The sequence below is a fragment of the Stenotrophomonas sp. GW821-FHT01H02A genome (genome assembly GCF_059422145.1).
Genome location: NZ_JBWKWI010000002.1, coordinates 50,204 through 75,145, shown reverse-complemented (window position 1 = coordinate 75,145; position 24,942 = coordinate 50,204). Strand labels below are relative to the sequence as shown.

Genomic DNA, 24,942 nt, shown 5'->3' with positions numbered 1-24,942 from the left:
GCCTGGGCGGGGGCCTGCCGGGGCGCGGCGGCGCATTCATCGGCAGATTGGTTTAAGATCAGGGCATCTCTATCGAGGCAACAAGGTGGCCCGCGCCCTGCGCCGGTCTAGCGTGTGACATGAGCACTACCACCGCCCACCGCTGAACGCCCCCGACGGCCCCTGACGCAGGCGCCTTCGTGGCGCTTTTTTATTGCCTCGCCCCCGGATTCTCCAGGCCCCCTGCGGGCCACCAGACCAAAGCACTCTCATGATCGCGATCACGCTCCCCGACGGCAGCCGCCGTGAATTCGAACATCCCGTCAGTGTCATGGACGTCGCCCAGTCGATCGGCGCCGGCCTGGCCAAGGCCACCATCGCCGGTGCGGTGGATGGCGTGCTGGTCGATGCCAGTGACGTCATCGACCACGATGCCAGCCTGCGCATCATCACCGCCAAGGACGAGGAGGGCGTGGAGATCATCCGCCACTCCGCCGCCCACCTGGTCGGCCATGCGGTCAAGCAGCTGTACCCGGACGTCAAGATGGTGATCGGCCCGGTCATCGCCGAAGGGTTCTACTACGACATCTACTCCGAGCGTCCGTTCACGCCCGAAGACATGGCCGCCATCGAAAAGCGCATGGCCGAGCTGATCGCGCAGGATTACGACGTGATCAAGAAGGTCACCCCGCGTGCGGAGGTCATCGAGATCTTCAAGGCGCGCGGCGAGGACTACAAGCTGCGCCTGATCGAGGATATGTCCCCGGACATCCAGGCCATGGGCATGTACTACCACCAGGAGTACGTGGACATGTGCCGCGGCCCGCACGTGCCCAACACGCGCTTCCTGAAGGCCTTCAAGCTGACCCGCATTTCCGGCGCCTATTGGCGCGGCGACGCGCAGAACGAGCAGCTGCAGCGCGTCTACGGCACCGCCTGGGCCGACAAGAAGCAGCTCGATGCGTACATCAAGCGCATCGAAGAGGCGGAGATGCGCGACCACCGTCGCATCGGCAAGCAGCAGGACCTGTTCCACCTGCAGGAAGAGGCCCCGGGCCTTGTGTTCTGGCACCCGAAGGGCTGGGCGCTGTGGCAGGTGGTCGAGCAGTACATGCGCAAGGTGTACCGCAGTACCGGCTACGGCGAAGTGCGCTGCCCGCAGATCCTGGACGTGTCGCTGTGGCAGAAGTCCGGCCATTGGGACAACTACCAGGACGCGATGTTCTTCACCGAGTCGGAGAAGCGTACCTACGCGCTCAAGCCGATGAACTGCCCGGGCCACGTGCAGGTGTTCAACCAGGGGCTGCACAGCTACCGCGACCTGCCGATCCGCTACGGTGAGTTTGGTGCCTGCCACCGCAACGAGCCCTCCGGCGCGCTGCACGGCATCCTGCGCGTGCGTGGCTTTACCCAGGACGACGGCCACGTGTTCTGCACCGAAGACCAGGTCGAGGCGGAAGTGACCGCGTTCCACCAGCAGGCGCTGGCGGTGTACCAGCACTTCGGCTTCGAGGAGATCCAGGTCAAGATCGCGCTGCGCCCCGAATCGCGCCTGGGCGATGACAGCACGTGGGACAAGGCGGAGGGCGCATTGCGCTCGGCACTGTCCAGCTGCGGGGTGGAATGGCAGGAGCTGCCGGGCGAGGGCGCCTTCTACGGCCCGAAGATCGAGTACCACCTCAAGGATGCCATCGGCCGTACCTGGCAGCTGGGCACGATGCAGGTCGACTTCATGATGCCTGGCCGCCTTGGCGCCGAGTATGTGGACGAAAACAGCCAGAAGAAGCATCCGGTCATGCTGCACCGCGCGATCGTCGGTTCCATGGAGCGTTTCCTGGGCATCCTGATCGAGCACCATGCCGGCCAGTTCCCGGCTTGGCTGGCCCCGACCCAGGTGGTGGTGGCCAATATCACCGACGCCCAGGCTGAATACGTCAGCGAAGTCCGGAAAACCCTTGCAGATCAAGGCTTCCGCGTGAACGCCGATTTGCGCAACGAGAAGATCGGATATAAGATTCGCGAGCATACGCTGCAGCGGGTCCCGTACCTGCTGGTGGTTGGCGACCGTGAGAAGGAAAACGGCGCCGTGGCCGTGCGTACGCGCTCTGGCGAAGATCTGGGCAGCATGTCCGTCCAGGCCTTCATCGAGCGGTTGCAGGCAGAACAGTCCGTGTAAGAAAGTCCCGGCCCTGCGGATGCTCCGCGATGGGCCGGTTTGATTCCTCTGGGAGATTGCAATATCAGTACCCCTGACAACAAACAGAACCGCAAGAATCAGGAAATCCGGGTGCCGCGCGTCCGCGTGATCGGCAGCGACGGAGAAATGATTGGTGTGTTGACGCGTGACGAAGCGCTGTCGATGGCCGAAGACGAAGGTCTGGACCTGGTCGAGATTCAGCCGCAGGCTGATCCGCCGGTGTGCAAGATCATGGACTTCGGCAAGTTCAAGTTCGAAGCGCAGAAGAAGGCCAACGAGGCCAAGAAGAAGACCAAGCAGGTCGAGATCAAGGAAGTGAAGTTCCGCCCGGTCACCGATGAAGGTGATTACCAGATCAAGCTGCGCAAGATGCGCGGGTTCCTGGAAGAGGGCGACAAGATCAAGGTCAACATCCGCTTCCGTGGCCGTGAGATGAGCCATCAGGAACTGGGTCGCGAGATGGCCAACCGGATCGAAGCCGATCTGGGCGAGGACATCGTGATCGAGTCCCGTCCGCGCCTTGAAGGCCGGCAGATGGTGATGATGATCGCGCCGAAGAAGAAGTAACCGGCCATCGGGCCTGGCCCGGACCGGCAAGGGGTGGAGCCGAGCGTTGCTCGGCTGCCCAGCCCACCGTGGCAAAGGTAGAGCCGACCGTTGGTCGGCTGCCCAGCTTCTTCGCGCACCACGCAGCGGGCGCCCATCGGCGCCTTCTGTCGTTTCCCGCGCGCGGCCTGGCATGACCCCCCGGCGCTTGCGCCGGTTCCGTTCAGGTTCGGCCGCCCTGCGGTAAACACCCGCCCAATCAATCGTTTGCAAGTGTCCGTATACACGGGCATAATGGGCGGCCCCGTTTTGCGGGGGTGCTGTTTTGAACGGTTTCCCGCCCACAATGGCACGCTGTTCCAACGGCAAACAGGACCGGCCTGGTTCCCATCGGGGATCCCGGGCTTACAAGCAGGCAAGGGCACGGACGGAAAGTGTGGCAATGCCACCGCCCTGGTCAGTGACAAAACATCATCAAGGACATAGCAATGCCCAAGATCAAGACCAACCGGGCGGCGGCCAAGCGTTTCCGCAAGACCGCCTCCGGCAAGTTCAAGGCTGGCCACGCCAACCGCAGCCACATCCTCACGAAGAAGTCGACCAAGCGGAAGCGCAATCTGCGTCAGACGAACCATGTTCGTGCAGAAGACGCAGGCCGTTTGAACCGTATGCTTCCCTACCTCTGAGGACTGACCCATGGCACGAGTAAAGCGTGGCGTACAGGCGCGTCGCCGCCACAAGAAAATTCTGACCCTGGCGAAGGGTTACTACAACGCTCGCCGCAAGGTCTTCCGCGTTGCCAAGCAGGCCGTGATCAAGGCACAGCAGTACGCCTACATCGGCCGTAAGCAGAAGAAGCGCAATTTCCGTTCGCTGTGGATCACCCGCATCAACGCGGCTGCCCGCATCAACGGCCTGAGCTACAGCCGTTTCATGAACGGCCTGCTCAAGTCCGGCATCACCCTGGACCGCAAGGTTCTGGCTGACATCGCCGTGCACGACGCAGCTGGTTTTGCTGCACTGGCCGAAAAGGCCAAGGGCGCACTGGCGGCATAAGTCCATTCCCCTGCCGTTGCCGTTCACGCGCAACGGCTGTGGGTAAGGCAAATGCATGGGGAAGGGCGCAAGTCCTTCCCCATTCTTTTTTGTGTTGGCGGTGGCCCTCCCGGTGCCATCGATCGACAGCGGTGGCGACGGGGGTCGGCCCGACGCGCATCGCGATGGCATACCGACGCGAGGCTCCGGCTATCCATGAGTGACATCCAATCCCTGACCACGCAGGCACTGGCCGACGTGGCCGCTGCCCAGAGCCCTGACGCGCTGGAAGCCCTGCGCGTGGCCCTGCTGGGCAAGAACGGCAGCATCACCGCCCAGCTCAAGCAGCTCGGTGGCCTGCCGGCCGATGAGCGCAAAGCCGCCGGCGAAGCCATCAACCGTGCCCGTGACGCGCTGAGCAGCGCGCTGGGTGATCGCAAGACCGTGCTGGAAGACGCTGCGCTGGACGCGCGCCTGGCCGCCGAAGCGATCGACATCACCCTGCCGGGCCGTCGCGATGAACGCGGTGGCCTGCACCCGGTGACCCGTACCCTGGAGCGCATCACCGAGATCTTCGGCCGCCTCGGCTACGAGCTCTCCGAAGGCCCGGAAATCGAAGATGACTGGCACAACTTCGAAGCACTGAACTTCCCGCCGCACCACCCGGCGCGCGCGATGCACGACACCTTCTATTTCGGCGATGGCCGCCTGCTGCGCACGCATACCTCCGGGGTGCAGGTGCGCTACATGGGCGAGCACGCTCCACCGCTGCGCATGATCGCGGCCGGCAAGGTGTACCGCAGCGACAGCGACCAGACCCATTCGCCGATGTTCCACCAGGTCGAAGGCCTGCTGGTCGACGAGCACTCCACCTTCGCCGATCTGAAGGGCACGCTGTCCGAGTTCGTGCGCGCGTTCTTCGAGCGCGATTTCGAGATGCGGTTCCGTCCCAGCTACTTCCCCTTCGTCGAACCCGGCGCGGAAGTGGACATCGCCTGGCAGCAGCCTGACGGCAGCACCCGCTGGCTGGAAGTGCTCGGCTGCGGCATGGTCCATCCGAACGTGCTGCGCAGCGTCGGCATCGATCCGGAGCGCTACACCGGCTTCGCCTTCGGCCTGGGCGTGGAGCGCTTTGCGATGCTGCGTTACGGCGTCAACGACCTGCGCGCGTTCTTCGAAAACGACGTGCGGTTCCTGAAGCAGTTCGCGTAACAGCGGAACCGCCGGGCAGCCCCCGGCGCTACGTCGCACCACCATTCATCACCGCCCAGGCGCCTGCGCCGGGTCCACCAGGGTGACACCATGAAATTCTCTGAAAACTGGCTGCGCAGCCACGTCCCGACCACCGTCTCGCGCGATGAACTCAGCGCGGTGCTGACCGCGATCGGTCTGGAAGTGGAAGCGGTCGATGCGCTGGGCGATGGCCTGCAGCATGTGGTCGTGGCGAAGATCATTTCCGCCGAACGCCATCCCGAAGCCGACCGACTGCAGATCTGCCAGGTGGATGCCGGGCAGGGCGAGCACCTGCAGATCGTCTGCGGCGCGCCGAATGCGCGTCCTGGCCTGGTCGCGCCGCTGGCAATGGTCGGCGCGCAGATCGGCGACCTGAAGATCAAGCCGGCCAAGCTGCGTGGCGTGGAATCCAACGGCATGCTGTGCTCGGCCAAGGAGCTGGGCCTGGACAGTGATGCGTCCGGTCTGTTCGAACTGCCCGACGCTGCGCCGGTCGGCCAGACCCTGGTCGAGTACCTCGGCCTGCCCGACGCCAGCATCGAGATCAAGCTGACCCCGAACCGCGCCGACTGCTTCAGCATCCGCGGCATCGCCTTCGACGTGGCCGCTGCGTGCGCCAGTGAAGTGGTGCCGTTCGACGCCGCGCCGGTCGCCGCCGTGGGCACGCGTGAGCTGGCGATCAGCCTGGATGCCGGTGCTGAAGCGCCGCGTTACGTCGGCCGCGTGATCGAGGGCGTCAACGCCCGCGCCGCGACCCCGCTATGGATGGCCGAGCGCCTGCGCCGCAGTGGCGTGCGCCCGGTCTCGCTGCTGGTCGACGTCACCCAGTACGTGATGCTGGAACTCGGCCAGCCGATGCACGCCTTCGATCTGGGCACCCTGCAGGGCAGCATCGGCGTGCGTCGTTCGCGTGCGGGTGAAACCCTGAAGCTGCTTGACGGCCGCGATGCCGCGCTGGATGACAGCTTCCTGCTGGTCACCGACGCCGACCGCCCGATCGCACTGGCCGGCCTGATGGGCGGCTTCGATACGCGCGTCACCGACGAGACCACGAACGTGTTCCTGGAGGCCGCGCACTTTGCGCCCGCCGCGATCATGGGCCGTGGCCGCAAGTTGGGCCTGCACACCGACGCCGGCCACCGCTTCGAGCGCGGCGTCGACCCGGTGCTGCCGCGCACGGCGATCGAATACGCCACCCGCCTGATCCTGGATCTGGCCGGCGGCACCCCGGCGCCGGTCACCGAGGCCGTGCGTGAGGCCGACCTGCCGACGACCGCCAGCATCGGCCTGCGTCGCGCCCGTATCGCGCGCGTGCTGGGTATCCAGATCGCCGATGCCGATGTGGAGCGCATCCTGCGCGCGCTGGGCATGGACGTGACCGCGACTGCGGAGGGCTGGCAGGTCATCGCGCCGAGCCGTCGTTTCGATATCGCCATCGAAGAAGACCTGATCGAAGAGCTGGCCCGCATCCACGGTTACGAGCAGATCCCGACCACGCTGCCGGGCGGTGCCGCGCGCATTGCGATGCCGACCGAGACCCGTCTGGACGACCTGAGCGTGCGCCGCCAACTGGTCGCCCGTGACCTGCAGGAAACCATCAACTACGCCTTCGTCGATGCCGCGCTGCTGGCGCAGTGGCAGCTGAGCGAGGGTCTGGTCGCGCTGGCCAACCCGCTGTCGGCCGAGCTGGCGGTGATGCGCCCATCGCTGCTGCCGGGCCTGGTCGCCACCCTGGGCCGCAACGCCGCCCGCCAGTTGGGCCGCGTGCGCCTGTTCGAGCTGGGCCGCGTGTTCCACCAGCAGGCCGGCGAGGGCCAGCCCGCGCCGCTGGAAACCCAGCGCGTGGCTGCCGCCATCTGTGGCGATGCCGACACCCAACAGTGGGGCCTGCCGACGCGCAAGGTCGACTTCCATGACCTCAAGGGCGACCTGGAATCGCTGGCGGCTGCCAGCGGCGCCGCGCTGGAGTTCACCCCGTCGCTGCGTCCGTATGGTCACCCCGCGCGTTCGGCCGAGGTTTCCCGCGACGGCGTGAGCCTGGGCTGGATCGGCCAGATCCACCCGCGCCTGGCCAAGGCCATGGATATCGACGTGGACGTGGTCGCCTTCGAGCTGGACCTGGCCCCGTTGGCGGCCCGCGCGCTGCCGCGCGCCACCGAGCTGTCGCGCTTCCCGTCGATGCGTCGCGATCTGGCCTTCCTGGTGCCCGAAGCTGCCGCCTGGGCCGACCTGGAAGCGACCCTGCGCCGGGCCGTCGGCCCGCTGCTGCGCGAGGTCACCCTGTTCGACCGCTACGTCGGCCAGGGGGTCGAGCCGGGCTTCAAGAGTCTCGCTATGGGCTTGATTTTGCAGGACAAGTCGCGCACTCTGACGGACCGCGACGTGGATGCGGTGGTGGCCGAGGCGGTCTCTGCCATGGAGCGTGAACATCACGCCCGGATCCGCGGTTGAGCGGGAAGCATGGGGGATAGCAGGCAATGGCATTGACCAAGGCGGAGATGGCCGAGAAGCTGTTCGACGAAGTCGGTCTGAACAAGCGCGAAGCCAAGGAATTTGTCGACGCGTTCTTCGATGTGCTGCGTGAAGCATTGGAACAGGGACGTCAGGTGAAGCTGTCCGGCTTCGGGAATTTCGACCTGCGGCGCAAGAACCAGCGCCCGGGTCGCAACCCCAAGACCGGTGAGGAAATTCCGATTTCCGCCCGTACGGTGGTCACCTTCCGTCCGGGCCAGAAGCTCAAGGAAAGGGTAGAGGCATATGCTGGATCCGGGCAGTAACCGAGAACTTCCGCCGATACCGGCCAAGCGCTACTTCACCATCGGTGAGGTCAGCGAACTGTGCGACGTCAAGCCGCACGTGCTGCGCTACTGGGAAACCGAGTTCCCCAGCCTGGAGCCAGCCAAGCGCCGCGGCAACCGCCGCTACTACCAGCGCCACGATGTGCTGATGGTCCGCCAGATCCGCGGCCTGCTCTACGAGCAGGGCTACACCATCGGCGGCGCGCGCCTGCGCCTGGAAGGTGCCGATGCGCGCGAAGAATCGGCGCTGAGCAACCAGATCATCAAGCAGACGCGGATGGAACTGGAAGAAGTGCTGCAATTGCTGCGCCGCTGAACCATTTTTCACGCAAACCCGTTATACTCGTCGGCCCGCTGAGAGGCGGGGACATTGCCAGCATCATCGGGGCGTAGCGCAGCCTGGTAGCGCATCTGCCTGGGGGGCAGAGGGTCGTCGGTTCAAATCCGGCCGTCCCGACCAATGTTGGTGATTCGATCAAAGGCTTGTGCAGCGATGCGCAGGCCTTTTTTCTTTGTTGGCTGCTTGGCCGCGGCGGTGCTCACGGATCAGCGAACGTACCCTGACCGCAAGATCACCACCGCCGCCACATCGTCATACCATTCATCGTTGGATGCACGCGGTCGGAAGGTATGACGCCGTTGCGTCAATGCCCATGCAACGGCAACGGCCGGTCGATCACCACATCCTTCATCACCAGGGTCGAGGTCAGCCGCTGCACGCCGGGCAGGGCGGAAAGGTGTTCGTCGTACAACTGCCGGAACGCGGCCAGGTCGCGGGTGACGACGTGCAGCAGGTAGTCCGGATCGCCGAACAGCCGTTGCGCCTGCAGGACCTGCGGCACCTCGGCGACGGCGTGCTCGAAGGCATCCACCGCGTGGCGGTCGCCGTCGCGCAGGGTGATGAACACCAGCGCCGAGAACTTCAGGCCCAGCGCGGCGGGATCGAGCTCGGCGCGGTAGCCCCGGATCGCGCCGGACTGCTCCAGCGCCCGCACGCGTCGGTGGCAGGGCGAGACGCTCAGGCCGATGCGCTCGGCCAGTTCGGTCACGCTGAGGCGGCCGTCTTTCTGCAGCTCGGCAAGAATCCGTTGATCGGTGATGTCCATGCGCAAGAGTTTCCTCCTGAGCGGCCGCACTGGGCAAGTATTTGGAAGCACATTCCAAGGGGGCGGGAATATTCTTCTGTCTGGCACGCAGATCGCGGCAAGACCGCCCCTTGGACCCCATGCAACCCAGCGTCATCGCCGCCTTCTGGGCGGTCTCGATCCTGTTCGTGCTCACGCCGGGCGCGGACTGGGCGCACGCGATCGCCGCCCGCCTGCGCGGGCGCGCGGTGGTGCCGGCGGTGGCCGGGCTGCTGTCTGGCCACCTGCTGGCGATCGGACTTGTCGCCGCGGGCGTCGGTGCGATGCTCGCCCGTGCGCCGGTCGCGTTGCACGTGCTGACCGTGCTGGGCGCGCTGTATCTGCTGTGGCTGGGCATCGGGCTGCTGCGCCATCCGCCGGTCGCCGCCGCCGAAGCGGGGCAGGCCGTGGCGGGCTGGCGCCACTGGGCGCTGAAGGGCGCCTGCGTAAGCGGGCTCAATCCCAAGGTGCTGTTGCTGTTCCTGGCGCTGCTGCCCCAGTTCATTTCCGCCAGTGCGGCGTGGGCGATGCCTGTCCAGATCCTCGCGCTGGGCATGGTCCATCTGGTCAGCTGCGCGGCGGTCTATCTGGCGGTCGGGTATGGCGCCGGTGCCGTGCTGCGCACCCGCCCGCGTGCATCACGCGTGGTCGGCCGCATCTCGGGCGCCGCCATGATCGTGATCGCGATGCTGTTGCTGAGCGGAACCGGCACACTCTGACCCCACGTTGTTCCCCACCAGGATGCCTCGCATGACCGAACAGCTCCATCCCTACGCGTCCCCGGGCAGCACCCCGGTCCCGGCACCGCGCGTGCGTATCCCACATCTGCAGCAGATGAAGGAACGCGGCGAAAAGTGGGCCATGCTCACCGCCTACGACATGTACACCGCGGCGATCTTCGAAGACGCTGGCATTCCGGTGCTGCTGATCGGCGATTCGGCGTCCAACAACGTGTTCGGCAACGACTCGCTGCTGCCGGTCACGGTCGATGAGCTGATGCCGCTGGTGCGCGCGGTGAGCCGCTGCACGCGCCGGCCACTGGTGATCGCCGATCTTCCGTTCGGTTCCTACCAGGCTTCGCCGGAGCAGTGCTTCCATACCGCCGTGCGTTTCATGAAGGAAGGCGGCGCGCATGCGGTCAAGCTGGAGGGCGGCATCGAGATGGTGCCGCAGGTCCGCAAGCTGGTCGGCTGTGGCATTCCGGTGATGGCGCATATCGGCTTCACGCCGCAGTCGGAGCATCAGCTGGGCGGGTTCCGCGTGCAGGGGCGGGGCGACGATGGCGCGCGCCTGATCGAGGAGGCGCGTGCGCTGGAGGCGGCGGGTGCGTTCGCCGTGCTGATGGAGATGGTGCCCGGCGCGGTCGCGGCACAGATCACCGCGGCACTGAGAATTCCCACTGTCGGCATCGGGGCAGGCAGCGACTGCGATGCGCAGGTGCTGGTCTGGCAGGACATGGCTGGCCTGCGCACCGGCAAGCTGCCGCGCTTCGTGAAACAGTACGCGGACATGCACGGGCTGCTGCAGAACGCCGCGCGTGAATTCGCGGCAGAGGTAGGCGCGGGCACGTTCCCGGGCCCGGAGCATACGTTCTAGGCGCTGCCCGGACGGGTCGGGACACCGGCCCGTCCACCGCAGTTTTACCTAGAGGATGCAGGTGGAAATACGCTGGCTGGGCCCGATCACGCATCGCTATCGTGACCGCTCCCCCGCACCGGCCCGCCACCTGCGGCCCGGGCGCTCGCCAGGAGAACGGTATGACTGCCACGCCGGCCGCTACGCACGCCGAATCGATCGCCGCCACCACCCCCGATGTGCTGCCCCGCCCGGATTTCCGCTTCCCCGGTGAAGTCGGACGCACCTACCTGGATTCGGACCCGGCGCAGTTTCCCAAGCCGGTCGCGGCGCCGGAGGGCGCGCCCAACATCCTGATGATCCTGATCGATGATGCCGGCTTCGGGCAGTTCAGCACGTTCGGCGGCGGGGTGCCTTCGCCCACGATGGACCGGCTCGCCGCCGAAGGGCTGCGCTTCAACCGCTTCCACACCACGGCGCTGTGCAGCCCTACGCGCGCGGCGCTGATCACCGGGCGCAACCATCATTCCACCTCGTTCGCAGGCATCACCGAGCTGGCCACGGGCTATGACGGCTACACCTGCATCCTGCCGCATAACTGCGGCACGGTCGGCGAGGTACTGCGCCAGAACGGCTACATGACGGCCTGGATCGGCAAGAACCACAACACGCCCACCTGGGAGACCAGTCCGGCCGGCCCATTCGACCGCTGGCCCAATGGGCTGGGCTTCGACTACTTCTACGGGTTCATGGGCGGCGACATGAATCACTGGAATCCGATCCTGTACCAGAATCGCGATCTGGTGCCGGCGTCTACCGATCCGGACTATCACCTCACGACCGATCTGGCCGACAAGGCGATCGACTGGGTCCGCCAGGCCCAGGCCATCGCGCCGGACCGCCCGTACTTCCTCTATGTGGCCACGGGTGCGACACATGCCCCGCATCACACGCCGCAGGAGTGGATCGAAAAGTTCAAGGGCCAGTTCGACGAAGGCTGGGACGCGTACCGTGAGAAAACGCTGGCACGGCAGAAGACGCTGGGTGTGGTGCCCGCCGATACACAACTCACCGAGCGCTCCAAGGGACTGCCCGCGTGGGACTCGCTCAATGCCGACCAGCAGCGCCTGTATGCGCGGATGATGGAGGTGTTCGCGGCCTACGGCGCGCACTGCGACCACGAGATGGGCCGCGTGGTGGAGGCCTGCCGGAGTCTGCCAGGTGCGGACAACACCTTGATCATCTTCATCGCCGGCGACAACGGCTCCAGCGCCGAAGGCGGTCTGGAAGGCTCGCTGTGCGAGAACCTGTACTTCAACGGGTTCTCGGAGAAGTGGCAGGACAACATCAAGGTCATCGACGAGCTGGGTGGACCGAAACACTTCAACCACTTCCCGTCGTCGTGGGCGCACGCGATGAACACGCCGTTCCAGTGGACCAAGCAGGTGGCCAGCCACTTCGGCGGTACGCGCAATCCGCTGATCATGTCCTGGCCGGCGCGGATCAAGGACAAGGGTGGGCTGCGCGACGCCTTCCTGCACACGATCGACATCGTGCCGACGCTGTACGAACTGTGCGGCATCCACGCGCCGTCGGTGCTCAACGGCATCCAGCAGAAACCGATCGAGGGTGCCAGTTTCGCCTATGCATTCGATGACGCCGATGCCGCCGGACCGCGCAAGATCCAGTACTTCGAGCTGGGCTGCAACCGGGGCCTGTACAACGACGGATGGATGGCGTCTGCGCCCTCGTTCGTGCCCTGGGATCCGAACCGCCAGGAGTGGGACCCGGACAAGGCGGTGTGGGAGCTGTACAACATCGATGAGGATTTCTCGCAGGCCAACGACCTGGCCGCGCAGCATCCGGACAAGCTGCGCGAGCTGCAGGACCTGTGGTGGGTGGAAGCCGCCAAGTACAGCGTGCTGCCGCTGGATTGGCGCGGCACCGTGCGGATGAACGCCGAGCTGATGGGGCGCCCCAGCCTGATCGGGCATCGCCGCTCGATGACGTATTACCCGGGCGTGGTCGGCCTGCCCGATGCGGCCTCGCCGCCGATGTGCAACAAGTCCTGGACGATCACGGCGGAGATCGATGTACCCGCCACCGATGCCAACGGCATGATCATTACCCACGGCGGCCTGGAAGGCGGCTACGGGCTGTACCTGCGCGATGGCCGGCCGACCTTCGTCTACAACTACCTGAGCATCGACCGGCCCACCTTCACCGCGACCGAGCCACTGCCTGCGGGCAGGACCACGCTGGTGGTCGACTTCAAGTATGACGGCGGTGGCATGGGCAAGGGCGGTACGTTCACGGTAAGCGCCAATGGCAGGAACGTCGCCGGTGGCCGCGTGGAGCGCACCATCCCCATCCAGTTCTCACTGGGCGAGGGTCTGGATATCGGCAAGGACATCGGTTCGCCGATCGACTTCACCTACCCACTGCCGTTCGCCTACACCGGCACGATCGACCATGTGACGATCGATCTGGGCGAGCCGGACATCGCACCCCGCGGGAAAGCGTCGGCCAAGGCCTGATACCTCTCGCCACCCGCAGCGTAGCGGTCACTGATCGCCACGCTGCGGCTTGGCCACGTCATCGCACCGTCATACGCGCCACGTACCTTCGCCGCACCTGGGGGGAGGTGGGATCGTGGCCGAACACGCAAAACGGCGTTTGGCGCGCATGTTCCTGGAACAGGGGCCGGTGCTGAGGGGATTCTTCAGCCGCCGCGGTGCGCGCCAGGATGCCGACGACATGGTGCAGGAAACCTATCTGCGCCTGCTGCGCGCGCATGAATACCAGGGTGAGGCGATCGCCAATCCGGAGGCGTATCTGTTCACCGTCGCGCAGAATCTGGCGCGCGAGCAGGCCGCGCGCCGGCGCTGGTCGATGCTGCCGATCGACGATCTGGAGAACCTCACCACGTTGTTGAGCGGTGAAGAGACCGTCGAAGACGCCGCCGAACGCGAGCAGCGCCGCAAGCACCTGCAGGCACTGCTGGGGACCTTGCCCGAGCACACCCGCGCCGTACTGGTGATGCAGTACCGCGATGGGCTGAGCTACAAGGAAATCGCGGCGCGGCTGGGCGTGTCTTCGCACATGGTCAAGAAGCATGTCGTGCGCGGGCTGTCCGTGTGCCGCCGTGCGCTGGCCGAGCATGCGGAGGCGTGGTGAGCGAGCTGCCCGCACCGCGCCGTTCCCTCGCCAACGAGGCCGCGCACTGGCACGCCGTGCAGCGCCAGGGCGGATTGACGGCGGAACAGCAGCGTCAGTTCATGACATGGCTGGTGACCTCGCCCGCGCACCTGCGCGAGTACATCACCGTGAGCCGCGTCGCCAGCGAACTCAGCGATGCGCTGCGTGGCATGGCCGTCGATCTGGATGCCTTGATCGCTGCGGGGCCGCCACCGGCCGACGACAATGTGGTGACGCTGCCGGTGCGGCGGCGCCCACCACCGCCGCAGGCCTCCCGCACGCCGCGCCGACACCTGCCGGGCATTGCCGCAGCGGCGGCGTTGCTGCTGGGTGTCGTGTTCGCCGGGCACCTGGCCTGGCCACAGACCCGGCACTACGTGGCCGCGCACGGTACGCCGCGCAGTTTCGCGCTGCCTGACCACACCGTGGTGCATCTGAACGCGGAGAGTGAACTCTCGATCCGTTTCACCCTGTTGAGCCGTCGCGTGGAGCTCTCGCGCGGGCAGGCCAGCTTCGTGGTTGCCGACGACCGCCGTCCGTTTGCCGTGCATGCGGCGGGGCTGGAGGTGCGCGACATCGGCACTACCTTCGACGTCTCCCTGCGCCGCGAGCAGGCCCGCATCGAGGTGGCCGAAGGCAGCGTGCAGGTGCGTGGCGACTCGGGGCAGGGCCGCGTGCTCGCCGACCTGCATGCCGGCCAGAGTGCCCATATCGACTACCGCGATCAGACGGTCAGCCTGCGTCAGCAGCATGCGGACACGATGACCGCATGGTGGCGACGCCGGGTGGTGTTCCAGGATGAGCCGCTGCGCGAGGTGGCCGAGCAGTTCAACCGGATCAACGATGTGCGCCTGCGGGTGGACGACGACGTCGCCGGCGCGCTGCGCCTGACCGGCAACCTGCGCGGGGATGATCTTGCATCCCTGCGCACCTTCCTCGATCAGCAGCCGTCGCTGCGGACGGAGGTGGTCGGCAAGCAGATCCGTGTGAGCAGCCGAACGACCACGGAACTGGATACGAAACAGCGGTGATCCCGCTCTCCGCGCGTGCTCGCGCGGACAGCGCTGAGCGACTGTCAAAAAAAATTCATCGAAATACCGGTGCCCGATCCTCGCCTTGCGCCCTCGTAGTCCAGGCAAGCGCGAACGATCCCGTCTCGCGACGCTCATACCACCCCACTGGATTTCTACGATGCGACGCATTCTCTTCCTTTCCATCGCGCTTGCCCTGCAGAGCGCCGCCGTCACCGCTACTGCACAGGAAACCCGGGTTGCCAGCGAGGCGATCCCCGCCCAGCCCCTCGACCGCGCACTCAACGAGCTGTCGCGCCAGACCGGCCTGCAGTTCGTCTACAACGCACAACAGGCCGGCAATCCGCGCACGCGCCCGATGCCGGCCGGGCTGGCGCCGCAGCAGGCGCTGGAGCAGCTGCTGGACGGCACGGGCCTGCGCTATCGCTATCTCAACGACACCACCGTGACCATCGAAGCGCGCAGCGATGCCATGCCAGCGGGCACGTCGGCGGTGTCGGCCGCAGCACCTGCGGTCGCCCTGCAAACGACGCCAGCAGCCGAGGCGGCTGCCCTGCAGCAGCTGGAGCGTATCGACGTGGTCGGCAGCTACAGCCGCAGCCTGGAGCAGGCCGTGGATATCAAGCGCGCCACCATCGGCTTTTCCGACTCGATCGTAGCCACCGACGTAGCGGACTTTCCCGAGCAGAACCTGGCCGAAGCGCTGCAGCGCATGCCGGGCGTGACCATCGAGCGCGACAAGGGCCTGGGCAGCCGCGTCAACGTCCGCGGCCTGCCCTCGGAGTACACGCATGTCTCGATCAACAACCTGGCCACCGCCTCGGGCAGCGGCGGGCGTGACATCGAGTTCGACATCTTCGCCTCGGAAATCATCCAGCAGGTGACCGTGCTGAAGTCGCCGACGGCGGCGGACGAAGAGGGTGGCATCGCCGGTTCGGTACAGATCTCCACCGCCCGCCCGTTCGATTACACCGGGCGCAAGCTGGTGGCGTCGGTGGAAGGCGCGCACAACTCGATCTCCGAAGAAGTCGACCCGAAATTCTCCTTCCTCGCCAGTGACACCTGGGGTGACTGGGGTGGCCTGGTCTCGTTCGCCACGGCCAAGCGCAGCAACCGCACGGATGCGACCTCGGGCATCAATTTCCGTCCGATGTCCCGCTTCCTGGGCGCCTCGGGCACGCGCGGCACGCAGGCTGCGGCGGTGCTGGCGCGCGATGCCGGCGTGGTGGTCAAGAACCGCAACAACACCGATGAAACCAACCTGATCGTGTTCCAGGACAAGGTCGGCGACCGCGTGTTCGTCAACGAGCAGGACAAGTGGGGCGCCACCGCTTCGCTGCAGTACAAGCCCAGCAGCCGCTTCAGCCTGACCTTCGATGCGATGCGCGGTGGCTACGACACCACCGAGGACGAGTACGATGCCGCCGCGTACTCCGCGTCCAGCCGCAGCACCCTGGAGACCATCCACGACTACGACGCCAGCACGCTGTCGCAGTACGGCATCGTGGTGCTGCGCGATGTGTCCTACACCGCCACCCAGCATGAGATGCTGAGCAAGGAGCGGATCAACAAGACCGACTTCAGCCAGTACAGCGTGGCGATGGATTGGCAGGGCGACAGTTGGGGCGTGGATGCGATGGTCGGTTACTCCGGCGCCGACAAGACGCTGGATGCCAGCAACCTCAAGCACGTCGCCTACGCTCCGTCGCGCACCCGCTGGACCGGCAAAAGCGGCGAGACGATTCCCAGCGCCAACCCGGGCAGCATCGACATGTACAACGCCTCGGACAAGTACCTGTTCGAAGCGTATGAGACCACGCTAGAAAAAGTCAGCGATGACAAATACGCCGCCCAGCTGGATGTGACCAAGGCACTGGAACTGGCCTTCCTGCCGGCGCTGCGTAGTGTGCAGTTCGGCGCACGCTACACCGACAAGTCCAAGCAGCGCGAGTATGGTGAAGCCAAGATCTACGGGCCGCGTGCCGGCGACAGCTCCTGGGTGAACAAGCGCACCCTGGCCGACAGCCCGCTGCAGTCGATCGGCGACATCGTGCCCGGCGGCGGCTACTCGGTGAAGGACCTGGACTGGAAGATGGTCTCCAACGACTACGCGCGCGATGCGTTCCGCTATCCCGGCTTCGTGACCCCGTTCGATCCCGGCCAGTACTACCGTGTCGATGAGAACGTGACCAGCCTGTATGCGATGACCGACATCGGCTTCGACGTGGGCCGCGTGCCGGTGTCGATCAATGCCGGTGTCCGCTATGTGGATACCTCGGTGCAGTCCTCCGGCTTCCATCCGATCCAGAAGGCCGACGGCACCACCGGTTACACCGACACGCCGGTCTCGCGCAAAGGCAGCTACAACGACCTGCTGCCGAGCCTGAATGCCACCGCCGAACTGGCCGAGGGCCTGGTATTGCGTGGCGCGGCCTCCAAGACCTTCATCCGCCCGGCGTTGACCGACATCGCCTACAAGCGCACCGCCAGCTGGAGCTCGTTCCGCTTCACCGACGGCAACCCGGACCTGCAGCCGACCTATGCCGAACAGTGGGAACTGGGTCTGGAGAAGTACCTGGACAACGGTGGCCTGCTTGCGGCCTCGTATTTCCACAAGAAGATCGACGGCGTGGTGATCAATGCGCTGACCGGCGTGGTGCCGGATGTGGCGGTCTACAATGCCAACGGCTCGCTCAACGGGACCTATGACTTTGACGTGTACCAGCCGATCAACGCCGATGGCACCTATGTCGTGAAAGGTCTGGAGCTGATCGCACAGCTGCCGCTGAGCATGTTGCACCCCTCGCTGGAGGGCTTCGGCATCAACGCGAACTACACGATGCTGGACAGCTCGCTGGCCGGCGAATCGGACCTGGGCGTGAGCACGCCGATGCCCGGCCTGTCCGAGACCTCATACAACATGACCGTCTACTACGAGAACGCGCGCTTCGACGCGCGCGTGTCATACAACCACAAAGGCAAGTACGTGGAGTCGATCGGCTACAACATGTACCCGATCTGGCGCGACGACTACGGCCAGGTGGATGTATCGATCGGCTACCGCCTCACCGACAACGTCAAGCTCAGCCTGAAGGGCATCAACCTGACCAACCAGGCGACCACCGGCTACACGATGGATCCCTCGTTCCCGACCATGTACGAACGCTCCGGCCGCCGCATCAGCCTCGGCCTGCGCGCGGATTTCTGAGTGGGTTGATGCCTGTACCGTGGCGGCACCCGATGCGGTGCCGCCACCGCTGCGGTTGACCGGGTGCGCCTGCCGCGCCGGGGAAGGCCGCCCGTTCGTGAGGAACTTCGATGCGACACCTTTTTCTCCTGCCGCTTGCGGCGATCCTGTCATGGCCGATCGCCGCAGGTGCCGCTGACGAGGATGCCGGCCGCAGCTGGCAGCCCGGCGACCACCATGTGCACAGCGAGTGGAGCGTGGACTGGGACCGCAGCACCACCCCGCCCACGCCGATCCGCGGCGGCGACTCGTCCTATACCCGTACCCACAACGCACGCCAGGCGTTGGCCAATGGGCTGACGTGGATGGTGCATACCGATCACGGCGGCCCGGGGCATTCGGCCGTCACCCGCGACCACGCCTGGCCGGCGTTGCTGGAGGCCCGGCGCGAGGTGCCCGGGCTGATCCAGTTCAACGGGATGGAGTTCGATGTACCGGCCGGCGAGCATGCCTCGCTGATCATCGCGCCGGGCCCACAGGAGCGCGACCAGCTGATCGCGATCGAGCGCGCGTACAGCCGCAGCGAGCCACTGCAGGGCAGTCGCGATGACGGCCAGACGATGCTGGACGCGCTGGCGCACATGCGCGCGTTGCCGACCCCGCCGGTGATGTTCATCAATCATCCTTCGCGTACCGCCATCGCGATGGGCCGTTGGGGCGATGTCGAGCCGGATGAACTGCGTGCCTGGCACGCCGCCGCCCCGCAGGTGCTGGTCGGCATGGAAGGTGCGCCCGGCCACCAGGCCACCCGCGTGCATCGTGGCCTGTACCGCAATGCCGAGGCGCCGACCCTGGGCGGCTTCGATCAGATGACCGCCATCGTCGGAGGCCTCTGGGACACGCTGCTCTCCGAGGGGCAGCGCTTCTGGATCACCGCCAGCTCCGATTCCCACGTCAATCAGCGCGATGGCGGCAGCGACTTCGATCCCGGGCAGTACAGCAAGACCCACGTATGGGCGCGGCGCGATGCCCAGGACATTCTCGATGGTCTGCGTCACGGGCGGATGTTCGTGGTGACCGGCGACCTGATCGATGCGCTGGAACTGCGCGTCACCGCCGTGGAGGACGAGTCGGCAAGCGCCACCCTGGGAGGCACCGTAGTGGTACCGGCGACCAGTGCCCTGCGGGTGGACCTGCGCGTGCGCGTGCCCGCTACACCAAATGCCGCCGGTCACCACCCGGCGCTGGACCACCTGGAGCTGATCGTGGGCGCACAGGGCGACGCGCAGGGCCCGACCATGCAGACACGTGTGTTCGGCGCCGGCGACTGGACCGAGGACGGCGCATGGCGCTCGGTATCGTGGGTGCTGCCGGTGCCCGCACAGGGCGGCTTCGTGCGTGCCCGTGGCAGCACCACCGCCGAGCTCACACCGCTGCCCGACGTGCCCGGTGAGGATCCCTGGCAGGACCTGTGGTTCTATTCCAATCCGGTATTCGTCGACGTGGCGCCCGCGGATCAGCCCTGACTTCACGCCGTTCAGCCAGCGCGTTCACGAAGGTGAGACAGGCCGCTGGCTACCGTGGGGTCCTGTCATTCAACCCGATTCGGGGAAAGGATCATCATGATCAAGTGGGCCATTATTTTTGCTGTCATCGGCCTGATCGCCGGCGCCCTCGGTTTCGCCGGCATCGGTGGCGCTGCCATCGGGATCGCCAAGTTCCTGTTCTGGGCGGGCATCATCATCGCGGTGGTGCTGTTCGTGCTGGGCATGACCATCGCCAAGAAGGTGACCTGACCCGACGCGCAGCTGCGCCAAGCGTCCAGATCAACGGCCTGCGCGGATCCGCGCAGGCCTTTTCATTGGCGGCCAGCGTTGTCGAATACGCGACTTACTGGAAATACACCGATACCCCCAGCCCGGCCTGCGTATCCGGACTGTCATCATCCAGCCCCACGTCGAACGAGGCGTCCAGCTGCACCGTCGGGGTCACCATCCAGGTGATGCCTGCGCCAGCGATGTCGCTCGAGGGTTCACCGCGGGTATCGGTGAAGCCGGCCTCCACATAGGTGCTGACGGTATCCGTCGCAGCGAAGCTCAGGCTGGGCCCCCAGGTGACGCTGTCCTCGCTGCCACCGCGGTTCACGTTGGCGTACAGCGCGCCGGTCCAGTGATCGTTGAAGTCGTACTCATAGCTAGCACCCAGCGCGTACTGCGTGGCGCCCGCGCTGAAATCGCGTGAGCCGGTGGCGAAGCTGGTGCTGGCCAGCAATGCCACGGCGTGCCTGTCCGATGGCAAGGGCAGGGCGAACTTCAGGCCGACGCCCACATCACCGGCACCGCTGCTGCGCTCGGCGGGCGCATCGCGTGGTGCCACGCGCAGGTGGTTCCAGGGCGAGGTGAAGGCCTGCAGTTCCAGGTGGCTGGCCAATCCGATCCGGAGATTGAGCTCGGCGCTGTACTGCGTGCTCAGCACGCCGGTCTGGTCGCGGCTGAAACCGGGCAGCCCCGCCTCCAGCGCGACGCCACCGCGCGGCAGGGTCGAAGCGGCGAAGCCGATGCCAGGACGGTCGAAGGCCAGGTCCGGCGGCGCGTCCTGCTGCGCATGCGCGACACTACAGAACAGCAGGGACAGCAACAGGGCCGAACACCGCATGGGCACGCTCCAGGCCGGCCGATTCCGGCATCAAGAGGCAGTCAGCCTGCCCCTTGGCCGGAATGTAGCACGCGGATTCCGGCACTCATGTGCAGGTGTCGGCCCGGCCCGCGCAGGCCCGCGCAACGGCGCTGCCAGCCGCTGGCGGAGCAGAGTCGCTCAGTGCGTCGGCCGCGTCATGGCGATGAGGGCGTCGCGCACGCGTTCGGTCGCCGCCTGCGGTGTCGCGTCACAACCGAGCACGCAGGCACGCAGCAGGAAACCATCGGCGGCATGCCGTGCGGCGGTGAGCTGCGCATCGCGACGGTCCAGCGGATGCTCACGCAGTACGGCATCCAGCCACGCACGTCGTACCGTGATCCATTCGCTGTCGACCTGGTGCGGCCGACACTCCGCACTGATGGTGCGTCCGATGTCGAACAGCTCGGCGATGTAGGCACGCGAGAACCGGCCGTGGGCCTGGCTGTCGCGGTCCATGCGCTGCTGGATCGCACGGTGGAGATTGGCCACGATCGCATGCGCGGCAAGGTCATCATTGGCTGCTCGCAGCAGCAGGGTATCGGTTGCGTTGTTCATTCGCGCCTCCAGGACACCGGTGGGGGAAAAACGAGAGGGTCAGCCGCGCGGCAGCACTGGATCACCCTGCCGCAGCAGGGTGTCCAGCAGCGCGACGACGCGTTCGCCCTGGCCTTCGCAGGCCAGTTCGAACGTGGTCTGCCCGTCGAGCGCGGGCAGTGGGGAATGCAGAATCCATTCAAGAACGGCGGCGCGGTCCGGCTCGATCTGCAAGGCCAGATCCGCGACACGACGTACGATTCCCTGACGCATGATCAGAATCCGTAACTGAGGGAGAGGGCGGCGGTATCCATGTGATCGCCACGGGTCATTGGGCTGTCGCGCACGGCATCGGCCAGCGAGGTGCGGCGGATCGATGCGGTTGCGGTCCAGCGTGGTCCCAGTGGCATCACCGCGGCGATGTCCATGTACGGCGAGACCCCACTGCCGGCCGAGTAATGGGCCAGGCCGCTGCGTGCCGCCTCGCGTTCGCTCACGCCGAAGTAGTAGTCGTTGAGATCGGCGCTGGTGTAGGTCACGCCTACCGCAGGCATGAAGGTCACGCGGCCGGCGGGGACCGGATAGGCGTACCTGGCGTCGGCCGAGATGCCGCCGCCATGCCCGGTGACTTCGGCCTGCGCGTTGGCCTGCAGCACGCCCCATTCGGCCTGGTGGCGCCAGGACACGCCCAGCATGCCGGACAGGCTGCGGTTGTCGAGCTGACGCAGCTGCGGGTCATGGCTGTCGCGGCGCTTGAAGCGCATCACGTAGGGCGAGGCGGTGAGTGCCAGTTCGGACTGCGCGGTCTGGTGCAGACGGTAACCGACGCTGCCACCGCGGAAGAAGAACGAGCGGCCTTCCCAGCTGACGATCGGGGCGGCCAGACGATCGGTGTCGTAGCCGGCGTAGGGGGCCTTGAGTGCGACGACGGCGATGCCGACGCTGCCTTTCCTGCCGGCCTCGGGGGCATCGGCGGCCTGGGCGCCGGTGGCAGTCAACGCGCTGGCCAGGGCCAGGCCGAACAGGGTGGGGGAGGGACGCGGAGTACGGAAACGGACGTGCATGGACCTGCCGAAGGGGAACAACCGGAGCCTCATGGTGGGGGCCCTACATTGTCGGAACGTTACGTCGGCCTGCGCGGTACCATCGCTCCCTTCGTACCCCGCAGGCACCGCTCCCATGCGCCTTCTTCTGCTGGAAGATGATCCGGAAATGGCCAGCGCGATCCAGGTCAGCCTGGCCCGCCATGGCATGGTGGTCGACGTGGTCGGCTCGATGGCGCAGGCCGATGAAGCGCTCAAGGCCGGCGTGCACCAGATCCTCCTGCTGGACCGCCAGCTCCCTGATGGCGATGGCGCCAGCTTTGTCCGGGTCGCACGTGAGCACGTGCCGAACCTGCCGGTGATCATGCTGACCGCGCGCGATTCGGTGGCCGACCGGGTCACCGGGCTGGATGTCGGTGCGGACGATTACCTGACCAAGCCCTTCGCCGTGGAAGAACTGCTCGCGCGCATCCGTGCGATCTCGCGGCGCCCTTCGCAGATCACCCTGCCGGTGTTGTCACTGGGGCGGCTGCAGTTCGATTTCGTGTCGCGCGAGGCGCGCGTCTCCGATGTGCTGCTGGCATTGCCGCGGCGACAGCTGCTGGTGCTTGAGGCGCTGGCGCTGCGGCAGGGGCGGACGGTGGGCCGCGCTTCGTTGTTGGAGGCCGTGTACGGTTTCGACGATGCCATCCAGTCCAACGCGCTGGACGCGCATGTCTCCAAGCTTCGCAAGGCGCTGCTGGAGGCCGATGCGGGCGTGGAGATCCATGTCATGCGCGGGATCGGTTACCTGCTCAAGGACACGCCGTGAGACTGCTCAAACCCGACTCCCTGGCCTTCAATCTGGTCTGGAAGGTCTGCCTGATCCAGGCCGCCACCATCGCGCTGGCCCTGAGTGCGATGGTGCTGACCTACGGTGACCGTCGCTCGGCCTACATCGACTGGAAAACCAGCGACCAGATCGCGTCGGCCATCACCTTTGGTCCCCAGGGGCTGGAGGCGGATCCACCGAAGGTGGCCCTGGCCGTACCACGGCCGCCAGCCACGTTCTGGTTCGCCGCCGCCGATGAGCGCGGCCGACGCCTGGTCCACGGCGACGTGCCTGTGCAGTACCGTCCGCTGGTGGCGCGGCTGGATCATCTTGAGCAGACCGATATCCGCACCCGCATCAATGCCGACGCGCTGGCCGTGCGCGTGGTGGTGGTCGATCGGCCCGAAGGGCGGTTGCATGTGGCGGTAGGTGGCATTCCCGAGCGCAGCATCGTGCGGCAGCTGCTGTTGATCTTCCGCTATTTGGGGGGCTGGATCGCATTGCCGGTGCTGGTGATCACCCTGGTGGTGGCGCCGTGGGTGATCCATCGCGCGCTGCGCGGGGTCAACCGAGTGGCGGCGCAGGCCGCCGCAATCCAGGTCAACGAGCGCGGCAGCGGCCTGGATACGCGTGCGGTACCGCTGGAGATCTACCCGCTGGTGGATGCCTTCAATGCGGCCGTGCGCCGCATCGGCGAAAGCTACGACGCACAGGACCGCTTCCTCGCCGGTGCGGCGCATGAGCTGCGCATGCCGATCGCGATCCTGGCCACGCGCCTGGCCGACCTGCCGCCCGGCGATGCGCGTTCGCGACTGCAGCTGGACCTGAGCCGGCTGAGCAACATCGCCGAGCAGTTGCTGGATCTGCAACGGCTTGACCGGCATGGCAGCCAGTCCCAGCGCATCGACCTCTCGGCGCTGACCCGCGACGTCGCCGCGGATGTGGCCCCGCTGGTGGTGGACGCCGGCTACGGCTTCTCGGTGGACGCCCCTGACCAGCCGATCTGGGTCCGCGGCGATCCGCATGCGCTGCACCGTGTGATCGCCAGCCTGCTGCAGAACGCCATTGCCCACGGCGGCGGGCGCGGCATGATCGCGGTGGCGCTGCACGACGATGGTGGCCTGTCGGTGAGCGATGAAGGCCCGGGCGTGCCGGAAGCTGAGCGGCTGTCCGTGTTCGAGCCGTTCCACCGCTTGCGTCCCAGCGGCAGCGGCAGCGGGCTGGGCCTGCACCTGGCCCGCGAGATCGTGCTGCGTCACGCCGGCACCATCGCCGTGGACGGCGCCCCGGGTGGTGGCGCGCGGTTCCTGGTGGTGCTGCCGGTCGATCCGCGGCCGCTGCTGGCAGCGGGCCCGCCATGACCAATGGCAGGTGATCGGGCCGAGGCATCGTGGGACAACGGACAGGTCCCCCTTTCTGGTGCCGGTTCCATGCGCGTACGTTCGCTGTTCGGTGTGATCGTGATGTCCGGCCTGGCCCTGTCCGGCCTGGCCGGGTGCGCCACCTATGACGATGTGGCCTCGCGCCCGCAGTGCGAGGATTCGCCGCAGGTGAAGGACTTGCCGGCGCAGGTCGCCCGCCGTGAAAGCCGCTGCAATGAGTTGAACATCCGGTTCAATGACGATCGCGGCGGGGACAGCAAACCGCTCGATTTCAGCGGTAAGAACAAGGACGGCTGATCCCGCGTTGGATCAGCGTGTCGCCGGCCCGGCCGGCGGCTCACCGCAGTAGGCGGTGATGACCTCGGGGGTGTTCTCCAGCTCCTTGGCCTTGGCCAGCTCCCAAGGACGCTCGCACTGCTGTGTGCGTTCGCACCAGCGGTAGCCTGCCGACCTGATGCACCCGCGCGCATCGCGGTCTGCGCCCGGTACGCCTGCAGTGGGCGAGGGTGACGGTGCAGGATGGGCACAGGCGGTGAGGGCAGCGAGCAGGGGAAGCAGGGCGGCTCGAATGGACATGCACACTCCGTAGGCGC

The 24,942-nt window shown here is 66.5% G+C and carries 25 protein-coding genes and 1 tRNA gene; 20 read left to right on the top strand and 6 right to left on the bottom strand.

The window, feature by feature from the left end; translation table 11 throughout:
* The first annotated feature begins 250 nt into the window (after window positions 1-250).
* The 9 genes from thrS (at window position 251) to AC07WC_RS03680 (ending at window position 8,248) form a co-directional block, all read left to right on the top strand.
* Window positions 251-2,155 carry a threonine--tRNA ligase gene (gene thrS / locus AC07WC_RS03720; protein ID WP_495208826.1) on the top strand — a complete coding sequence of 635 codons (1,905 nt, stop codon included), beginning with the start codon at window positions 251-253 and terminating at the stop codon, window positions 2,153-2,155.
* A 48-nt stretch (window positions 2,156-2,203) separates the two neighbouring features.
* Window positions 2,204-2,743, top strand: coding sequence for a translation initiation factor IF-3 (gene infC, locus AC07WC_RS03715; RefSeq protein ID WP_026070650.1), 540 nt, complete (start codon window positions 2,204-2,206; stop codon window positions 2,741-2,743).
* A gap of 467 nt (window positions 2,744-3,210) precedes the next feature.
* Complete coding sequence (gene rpmI / locus AC07WC_RS03710; RefSeq protein ID WP_017355265.1) at window positions 3,211-3,408, top strand: 50S ribosomal protein L35; 198 nt, start codon at window positions 3,211-3,213, stop codon at window positions 3,406-3,408.
* 10 nt (window positions 3,409-3,418) lie between these two features.
* Window positions 3,419-3,778, top strand: a complete 360-nt coding sequence (rplT, locus tag AC07WC_RS03705; protein ID WP_017355264.1) for a 50S ribosomal protein L20 — start codon at window positions 3,419-3,421, stop codon at window positions 3,776-3,778.
* 195 nt (window positions 3,779-3,973) lie between these two features.
* The gene (locus AC07WC_RS03700; protein ID WP_495208825.1) at window positions 3,974-4,969 is read left to right on the top strand and encodes a phenylalanine--tRNA ligase subunit alpha; all 996 of its coding nucleotides are present in this window, start codon (window positions 3,974-3,976) and stop codon (window positions 4,967-4,969) included.
* 90 nt (window positions 4,970-5,059) lie between these two features.
* The gene (pheT, locus tag AC07WC_RS03695) at window positions 5,060-7,441 is read left to right on the top strand and encodes a phenylalanine--tRNA ligase subunit beta (RefSeq protein ID WP_495208824.1); all 2,382 of its coding nucleotides are present in this window, start codon (window positions 5,060-5,062) and stop codon (window positions 7,439-7,441) included.
* 26 nt (window positions 7,442-7,467) lie between these two features.
* Window positions 7,468-7,767 carry an integration host factor subunit alpha gene (locus tag AC07WC_RS03690; RefSeq protein WP_005410432.1) on the top strand — a complete coding sequence of 100 codons (300 nt, stop codon included), beginning with the start codon at window positions 7,468-7,470 and terminating at the stop codon, window positions 7,765-7,767.
* Window positions 7,748-8,104 (top strand): MerR family transcriptional regulator, encoded by a 357-nt coding sequence (locus tag AC07WC_RS03685; RefSeq protein ID WP_019182707.1) that lies wholly within the window; start codon window positions 7,748-7,750, stop codon window positions 8,102-8,104. Before AC07WC_RS03690 ends, AC07WC_RS03685 begins: the two co-directional genes overlap by 20 nt.
* Before the next feature lie 67 nt (window positions 8,105-8,171).
* Window positions 8,172-8,248: transfer RNA gene (locus tag AC07WC_RS03680), tRNA-Pro, on the top strand.
* 184 nt (window positions 8,249-8,432) lie between these two features.
* Here the strand turns inward: AC07WC_RS03680 and AC07WC_RS03675 are convergent.
* Window positions 8,433-8,894, bottom strand: a complete 462-nt coding sequence (locus AC07WC_RS03675; RefSeq protein WP_495208823.1) for an Lrp/AsnC family transcriptional regulator — start codon at window positions 8,892-8,894, stop codon at window positions 8,433-8,435.
* 119 nt (window positions 8,895-9,013) lie between these two features.
* Here AC07WC_RS03675 and AC07WC_RS03670 point away from each other — a divergent pair, with 119 nt between their 5' ends.
* The 8 genes from AC07WC_RS03670 (at window position 9,014) to AC07WC_RS03635 (ending at window position 19,699) form a co-directional block, all read left to right on the top strand.
* Window positions 9,014-9,631, top strand: coding sequence for a LysE family translocator (locus AC07WC_RS03670; RefSeq protein ID WP_495208822.1), 618 nt, complete (start codon window positions 9,014-9,016; stop codon window positions 9,629-9,631).
* Between the two features lie 31 nt (window positions 9,632-9,662).
* Window positions 9,663-10,508, top strand: a complete 846-nt coding sequence (panB, locus tag AC07WC_RS03665) for a 3-methyl-2-oxobutanoate hydroxymethyltransferase (RefSeq protein WP_495208821.1) — start codon at window positions 9,663-9,665, stop codon at window positions 10,506-10,508.
* A gap of 161 nt (window positions 10,509-10,669) precedes the next feature.
* Window positions 10,670-13,024 (top strand): arylsulfatase, encoded by a 2,355-nt coding sequence (locus AC07WC_RS03660; protein WP_495208820.1) that lies wholly within the window; start codon window positions 10,670-10,672, stop codon window positions 13,022-13,024.
* A gap of 115 nt (window positions 13,025-13,139) precedes the next feature.
* Window positions 13,140-13,664, top strand: coding sequence for an RNA polymerase sigma factor (locus AC07WC_RS03655; RefSeq protein WP_495208819.1), 525 nt, complete (start codon window positions 13,140-13,142; stop codon window positions 13,662-13,664).
* Window positions 13,661-14,716, top strand: a complete 1,056-nt coding sequence (locus AC07WC_RS03650) for a FecR family protein (protein WP_495208818.1) — start codon at window positions 13,661-13,663, stop codon at window positions 14,714-14,716. Before AC07WC_RS03655 ends, AC07WC_RS03650 begins: the two co-directional genes overlap by 4 nt.
* Window positions 14,717-14,876: 160 nt before the next feature.
* On the top strand, window positions 14,877-17,924 hold the full coding sequence (locus AC07WC_RS03645) for a TonB-dependent receptor (RefSeq protein ID WP_495208817.1): 3,048 nt from the start codon (window positions 14,877-14,879) through the stop codon (window positions 17,922-17,924).
* A gap of 110 nt (window positions 17,925-18,034) precedes the next feature.
* Window positions 18,035-19,429 (top strand): CehA/McbA family metallohydrolase domain-containing protein, encoded by a 1,395-nt coding sequence (locus tag AC07WC_RS03640; protein WP_495208816.1) that lies wholly within the window; start codon window positions 18,035-18,037, stop codon window positions 19,427-19,429.
* Between the two features lie 96 nt (window positions 19,430-19,525).
* Window positions 19,526-19,699 (top strand): DUF1328 family protein, encoded by a 174-nt coding sequence (locus tag AC07WC_RS03635; protein WP_019182774.1) that lies wholly within the window; start codon window positions 19,526-19,528, stop codon window positions 19,697-19,699.
* 94 nt (window positions 19,700-19,793) lie between these two features.
* On the opposite strand, the gene AC07WC_RS03630 is transcribed toward AC07WC_RS03635, so the two are convergent.
* From AC07WC_RS03630 to AC07WC_RS03615, 4 genes are all read right to left on the bottom strand, one after another.
* The gene (locus AC07WC_RS03630) at window positions 19,794-20,558 is read right to left on the bottom strand and encodes a transporter (protein WP_495208815.1); all 765 of its coding nucleotides are present in this window, start codon (window positions 20,556-20,558) and stop codon (window positions 19,794-19,796) included.
* Between the two features lie 159 nt (window positions 20,559-20,717).
* The gene (locus AC07WC_RS03625) at window positions 20,718-21,134 is read right to left on the bottom strand and encodes a hypothetical protein (protein ID WP_495208814.1); all 417 of its coding nucleotides are present in this window, start codon (window positions 21,132-21,134) and stop codon (window positions 20,718-20,720) included.
* Between the two features lie 39 nt (window positions 21,135-21,173).
* Window positions 21,174-21,386, bottom strand: coding sequence for a hypothetical protein (locus AC07WC_RS03620; protein WP_121038335.1), 213 nt, complete (start codon window positions 21,384-21,386; stop codon window positions 21,174-21,176).
* A gap of 2 nt (window positions 21,387-21,388) precedes the next feature.
* A complete protein-coding gene (locus tag AC07WC_RS03615) occupies window positions 21,389-22,177 on the bottom strand; it encodes a MipA/OmpV family protein (protein ID WP_495208813.1) in 789 nt (262 codons plus the stop codon).
* 115 nt (window positions 22,178-22,292) lie between these two features.
* On the opposite strand from AC07WC_RS03615, the gene AC07WC_RS03610 reads away from it, so the two are divergent.
* The 3 genes from AC07WC_RS03610 (at window position 22,293) to AC07WC_RS03600 (ending at window position 24,646) form a co-directional block, all read left to right on the top strand.
* Window positions 22,293-22,967: a response regulator transcription factor gene (locus AC07WC_RS03610; RefSeq protein WP_495208812.1), complete on the top strand. Its 675-nt coding sequence runs from the start codon at window positions 22,293-22,295 to the stop codon at window positions 22,965-22,967.
* Complete coding sequence (locus AC07WC_RS03605) at window positions 22,964-24,328, top strand: sensor histidine kinase (RefSeq protein ID WP_495208811.1); 1,365 nt, start codon at window positions 22,964-22,966, stop codon at window positions 24,326-24,328. Before AC07WC_RS03610 ends, AC07WC_RS03605 begins: the two co-directional genes overlap by 4 nt.
* Before the next feature lie 69 nt (window positions 24,329-24,397).
* Entirely contained in the window at window positions 24,398-24,646 is a 249-nt protein-coding gene (locus AC07WC_RS03600; protein WP_495208810.1) for a hypothetical protein, read from the top strand.
* Window positions 24,647-24,658: 12 nt separating this feature from the next.
* Here AC07WC_RS03600 and AC07WC_RS03595 read toward each other — a convergent pair whose 3' ends face one another.
* Window positions 24,659-24,925 (bottom strand): peptidase, encoded by a 267-nt coding sequence (locus AC07WC_RS03595; RefSeq protein ID WP_495208809.1) that lies wholly within the window; start codon window positions 24,923-24,925, stop codon window positions 24,659-24,661.
* Window positions 24,926-24,942 lie beyond the last annotated feature (17 nt).

Bases quoted from the DNA above. Each gene is read 5' to 3' on its own strand.
- AC07WC_RS03660 (WP_495208820.1), top strand. From the start codon at position 10,670: ATGACTGCCACGCCGGCCGCTACGCACGCCGAATCGATCGCCGCCACC.
- rplT (WP_017355264.1), top strand. From the start codon at position 3,419: ATGGCACGAGTAAAGCGTGGCGTACAGGCGCGTCGCCGCCACAAGAAA.
- rpmI (WP_017355265.1), top strand. From the start codon at position 3,211: ATGCCCAAGATCAAGACCAACCGGGCGGCGGCCAAGCGTTTCCGCAAG.
- AC07WC_RS03620 (WP_121038335.1), bottom strand. From the start codon at position 21,386: ATGCGTCAGGGAATCGTACGTCGTGTCGCGGATCTGGCCTTGCAGATC.
- AC07WC_RS03700 (WP_495208825.1), top strand. From the start codon at position 3,974: ATGAGTGACATCCAATCCCTGACCACGCAGGCACTGGCCGACGTGGCC.
- thrS (WP_495208826.1), top strand. From the start codon at position 251: ATGATCGCGATCACGCTCCCCGACGGCAGCCGCCGTGAATTCGAACAT.
- AC07WC_RS03600 (WP_495208810.1), top strand. From the start codon at position 24,398: ATGCGCGTACGTTCGCTGTTCGGTGTGATCGTGATGTCCGGCCTGGCC.
- pheT (WP_495208824.1), top strand. From the start codon at position 5,060: ATGAAATTCTCTGAAAACTGGCTGCGCAGCCACGTCCCGACCACCGTC.
- AC07WC_RS03595 (WP_495208809.1), bottom strand. From the start codon at position 24,925: ATGTCCATTCGAGCCGCCCTGCTTCCCCTGCTCGCTGCCCTCACCGCC.
- AC07WC_RS03615 (WP_495208813.1), bottom strand. From the start codon at position 22,177: ATGCACGTCCGTTTCCGTACTCCGCGTCCCTCCCCCACCCTGTTCGGC.
- AC07WC_RS03690 (WP_005410432.1), top strand. From the start codon at position 7,468: ATGGCATTGACCAAGGCGGAGATGGCCGAGAAGCTGTTCGACGAAGTC.
- AC07WC_RS03640 (WP_495208816.1), top strand. From the start codon at position 18,035: ATGCGACACCTTTTTCTCCTGCCGCTTGCGGCGATCCTGTCATGGCCG.
- AC07WC_RS03675 (WP_495208823.1), bottom strand. From the start codon at position 8,894: ATGGACATCACCGATCAACGGATTCTTGCCGAGCTGCAGAAAGACGGC.
- AC07WC_RS03630 (WP_495208815.1), bottom strand. From the start codon at position 20,558: ATGCGGTGTTCGGCCCTGTTGCTGTCCCTGCTGTTCTGTAGTGTCGCG.
- AC07WC_RS03625 (WP_495208814.1), bottom strand. From the start codon at position 21,134: ATGAACAACGCAACCGATACCCTGCTGCTGCGAGCAGCCAATGATGAC.
- AC07WC_RS03635 (WP_019182774.1), top strand. From the start codon at position 19,526: ATGATCAAGTGGGCCATTATTTTTGCTGTCATCGGCCTGATCGCCGGC.
- AC07WC_RS03610 (WP_495208812.1), top strand. From the start codon at position 22,293: ATGCGCCTTCTTCTGCTGGAAGATGATCCGGAAATGGCCAGCGCGATC.
- AC07WC_RS03670 (WP_495208822.1), top strand. From the start codon at position 9,014: ATGCAACCCAGCGTCATCGCCGCCTTCTGGGCGGTCTCGATCCTGTTC.
- AC07WC_RS03645 (WP_495208817.1), top strand. From the start codon at position 14,877: ATGCGACGCATTCTCTTCCTTTCCATCGCGCTTGCCCTGCAGAGCGCC.
- AC07WC_RS03685 (WP_019182707.1), top strand. From the start codon at position 7,748: ATGCTGGATCCGGGCAGTAACCGAGAACTTCCGCCGATACCGGCCAAG.
- panB (WP_495208821.1), top strand. From the start codon at position 9,663: ATGACCGAACAGCTCCATCCCTACGCGTCCCCGGGCAGCACCCCGGTC.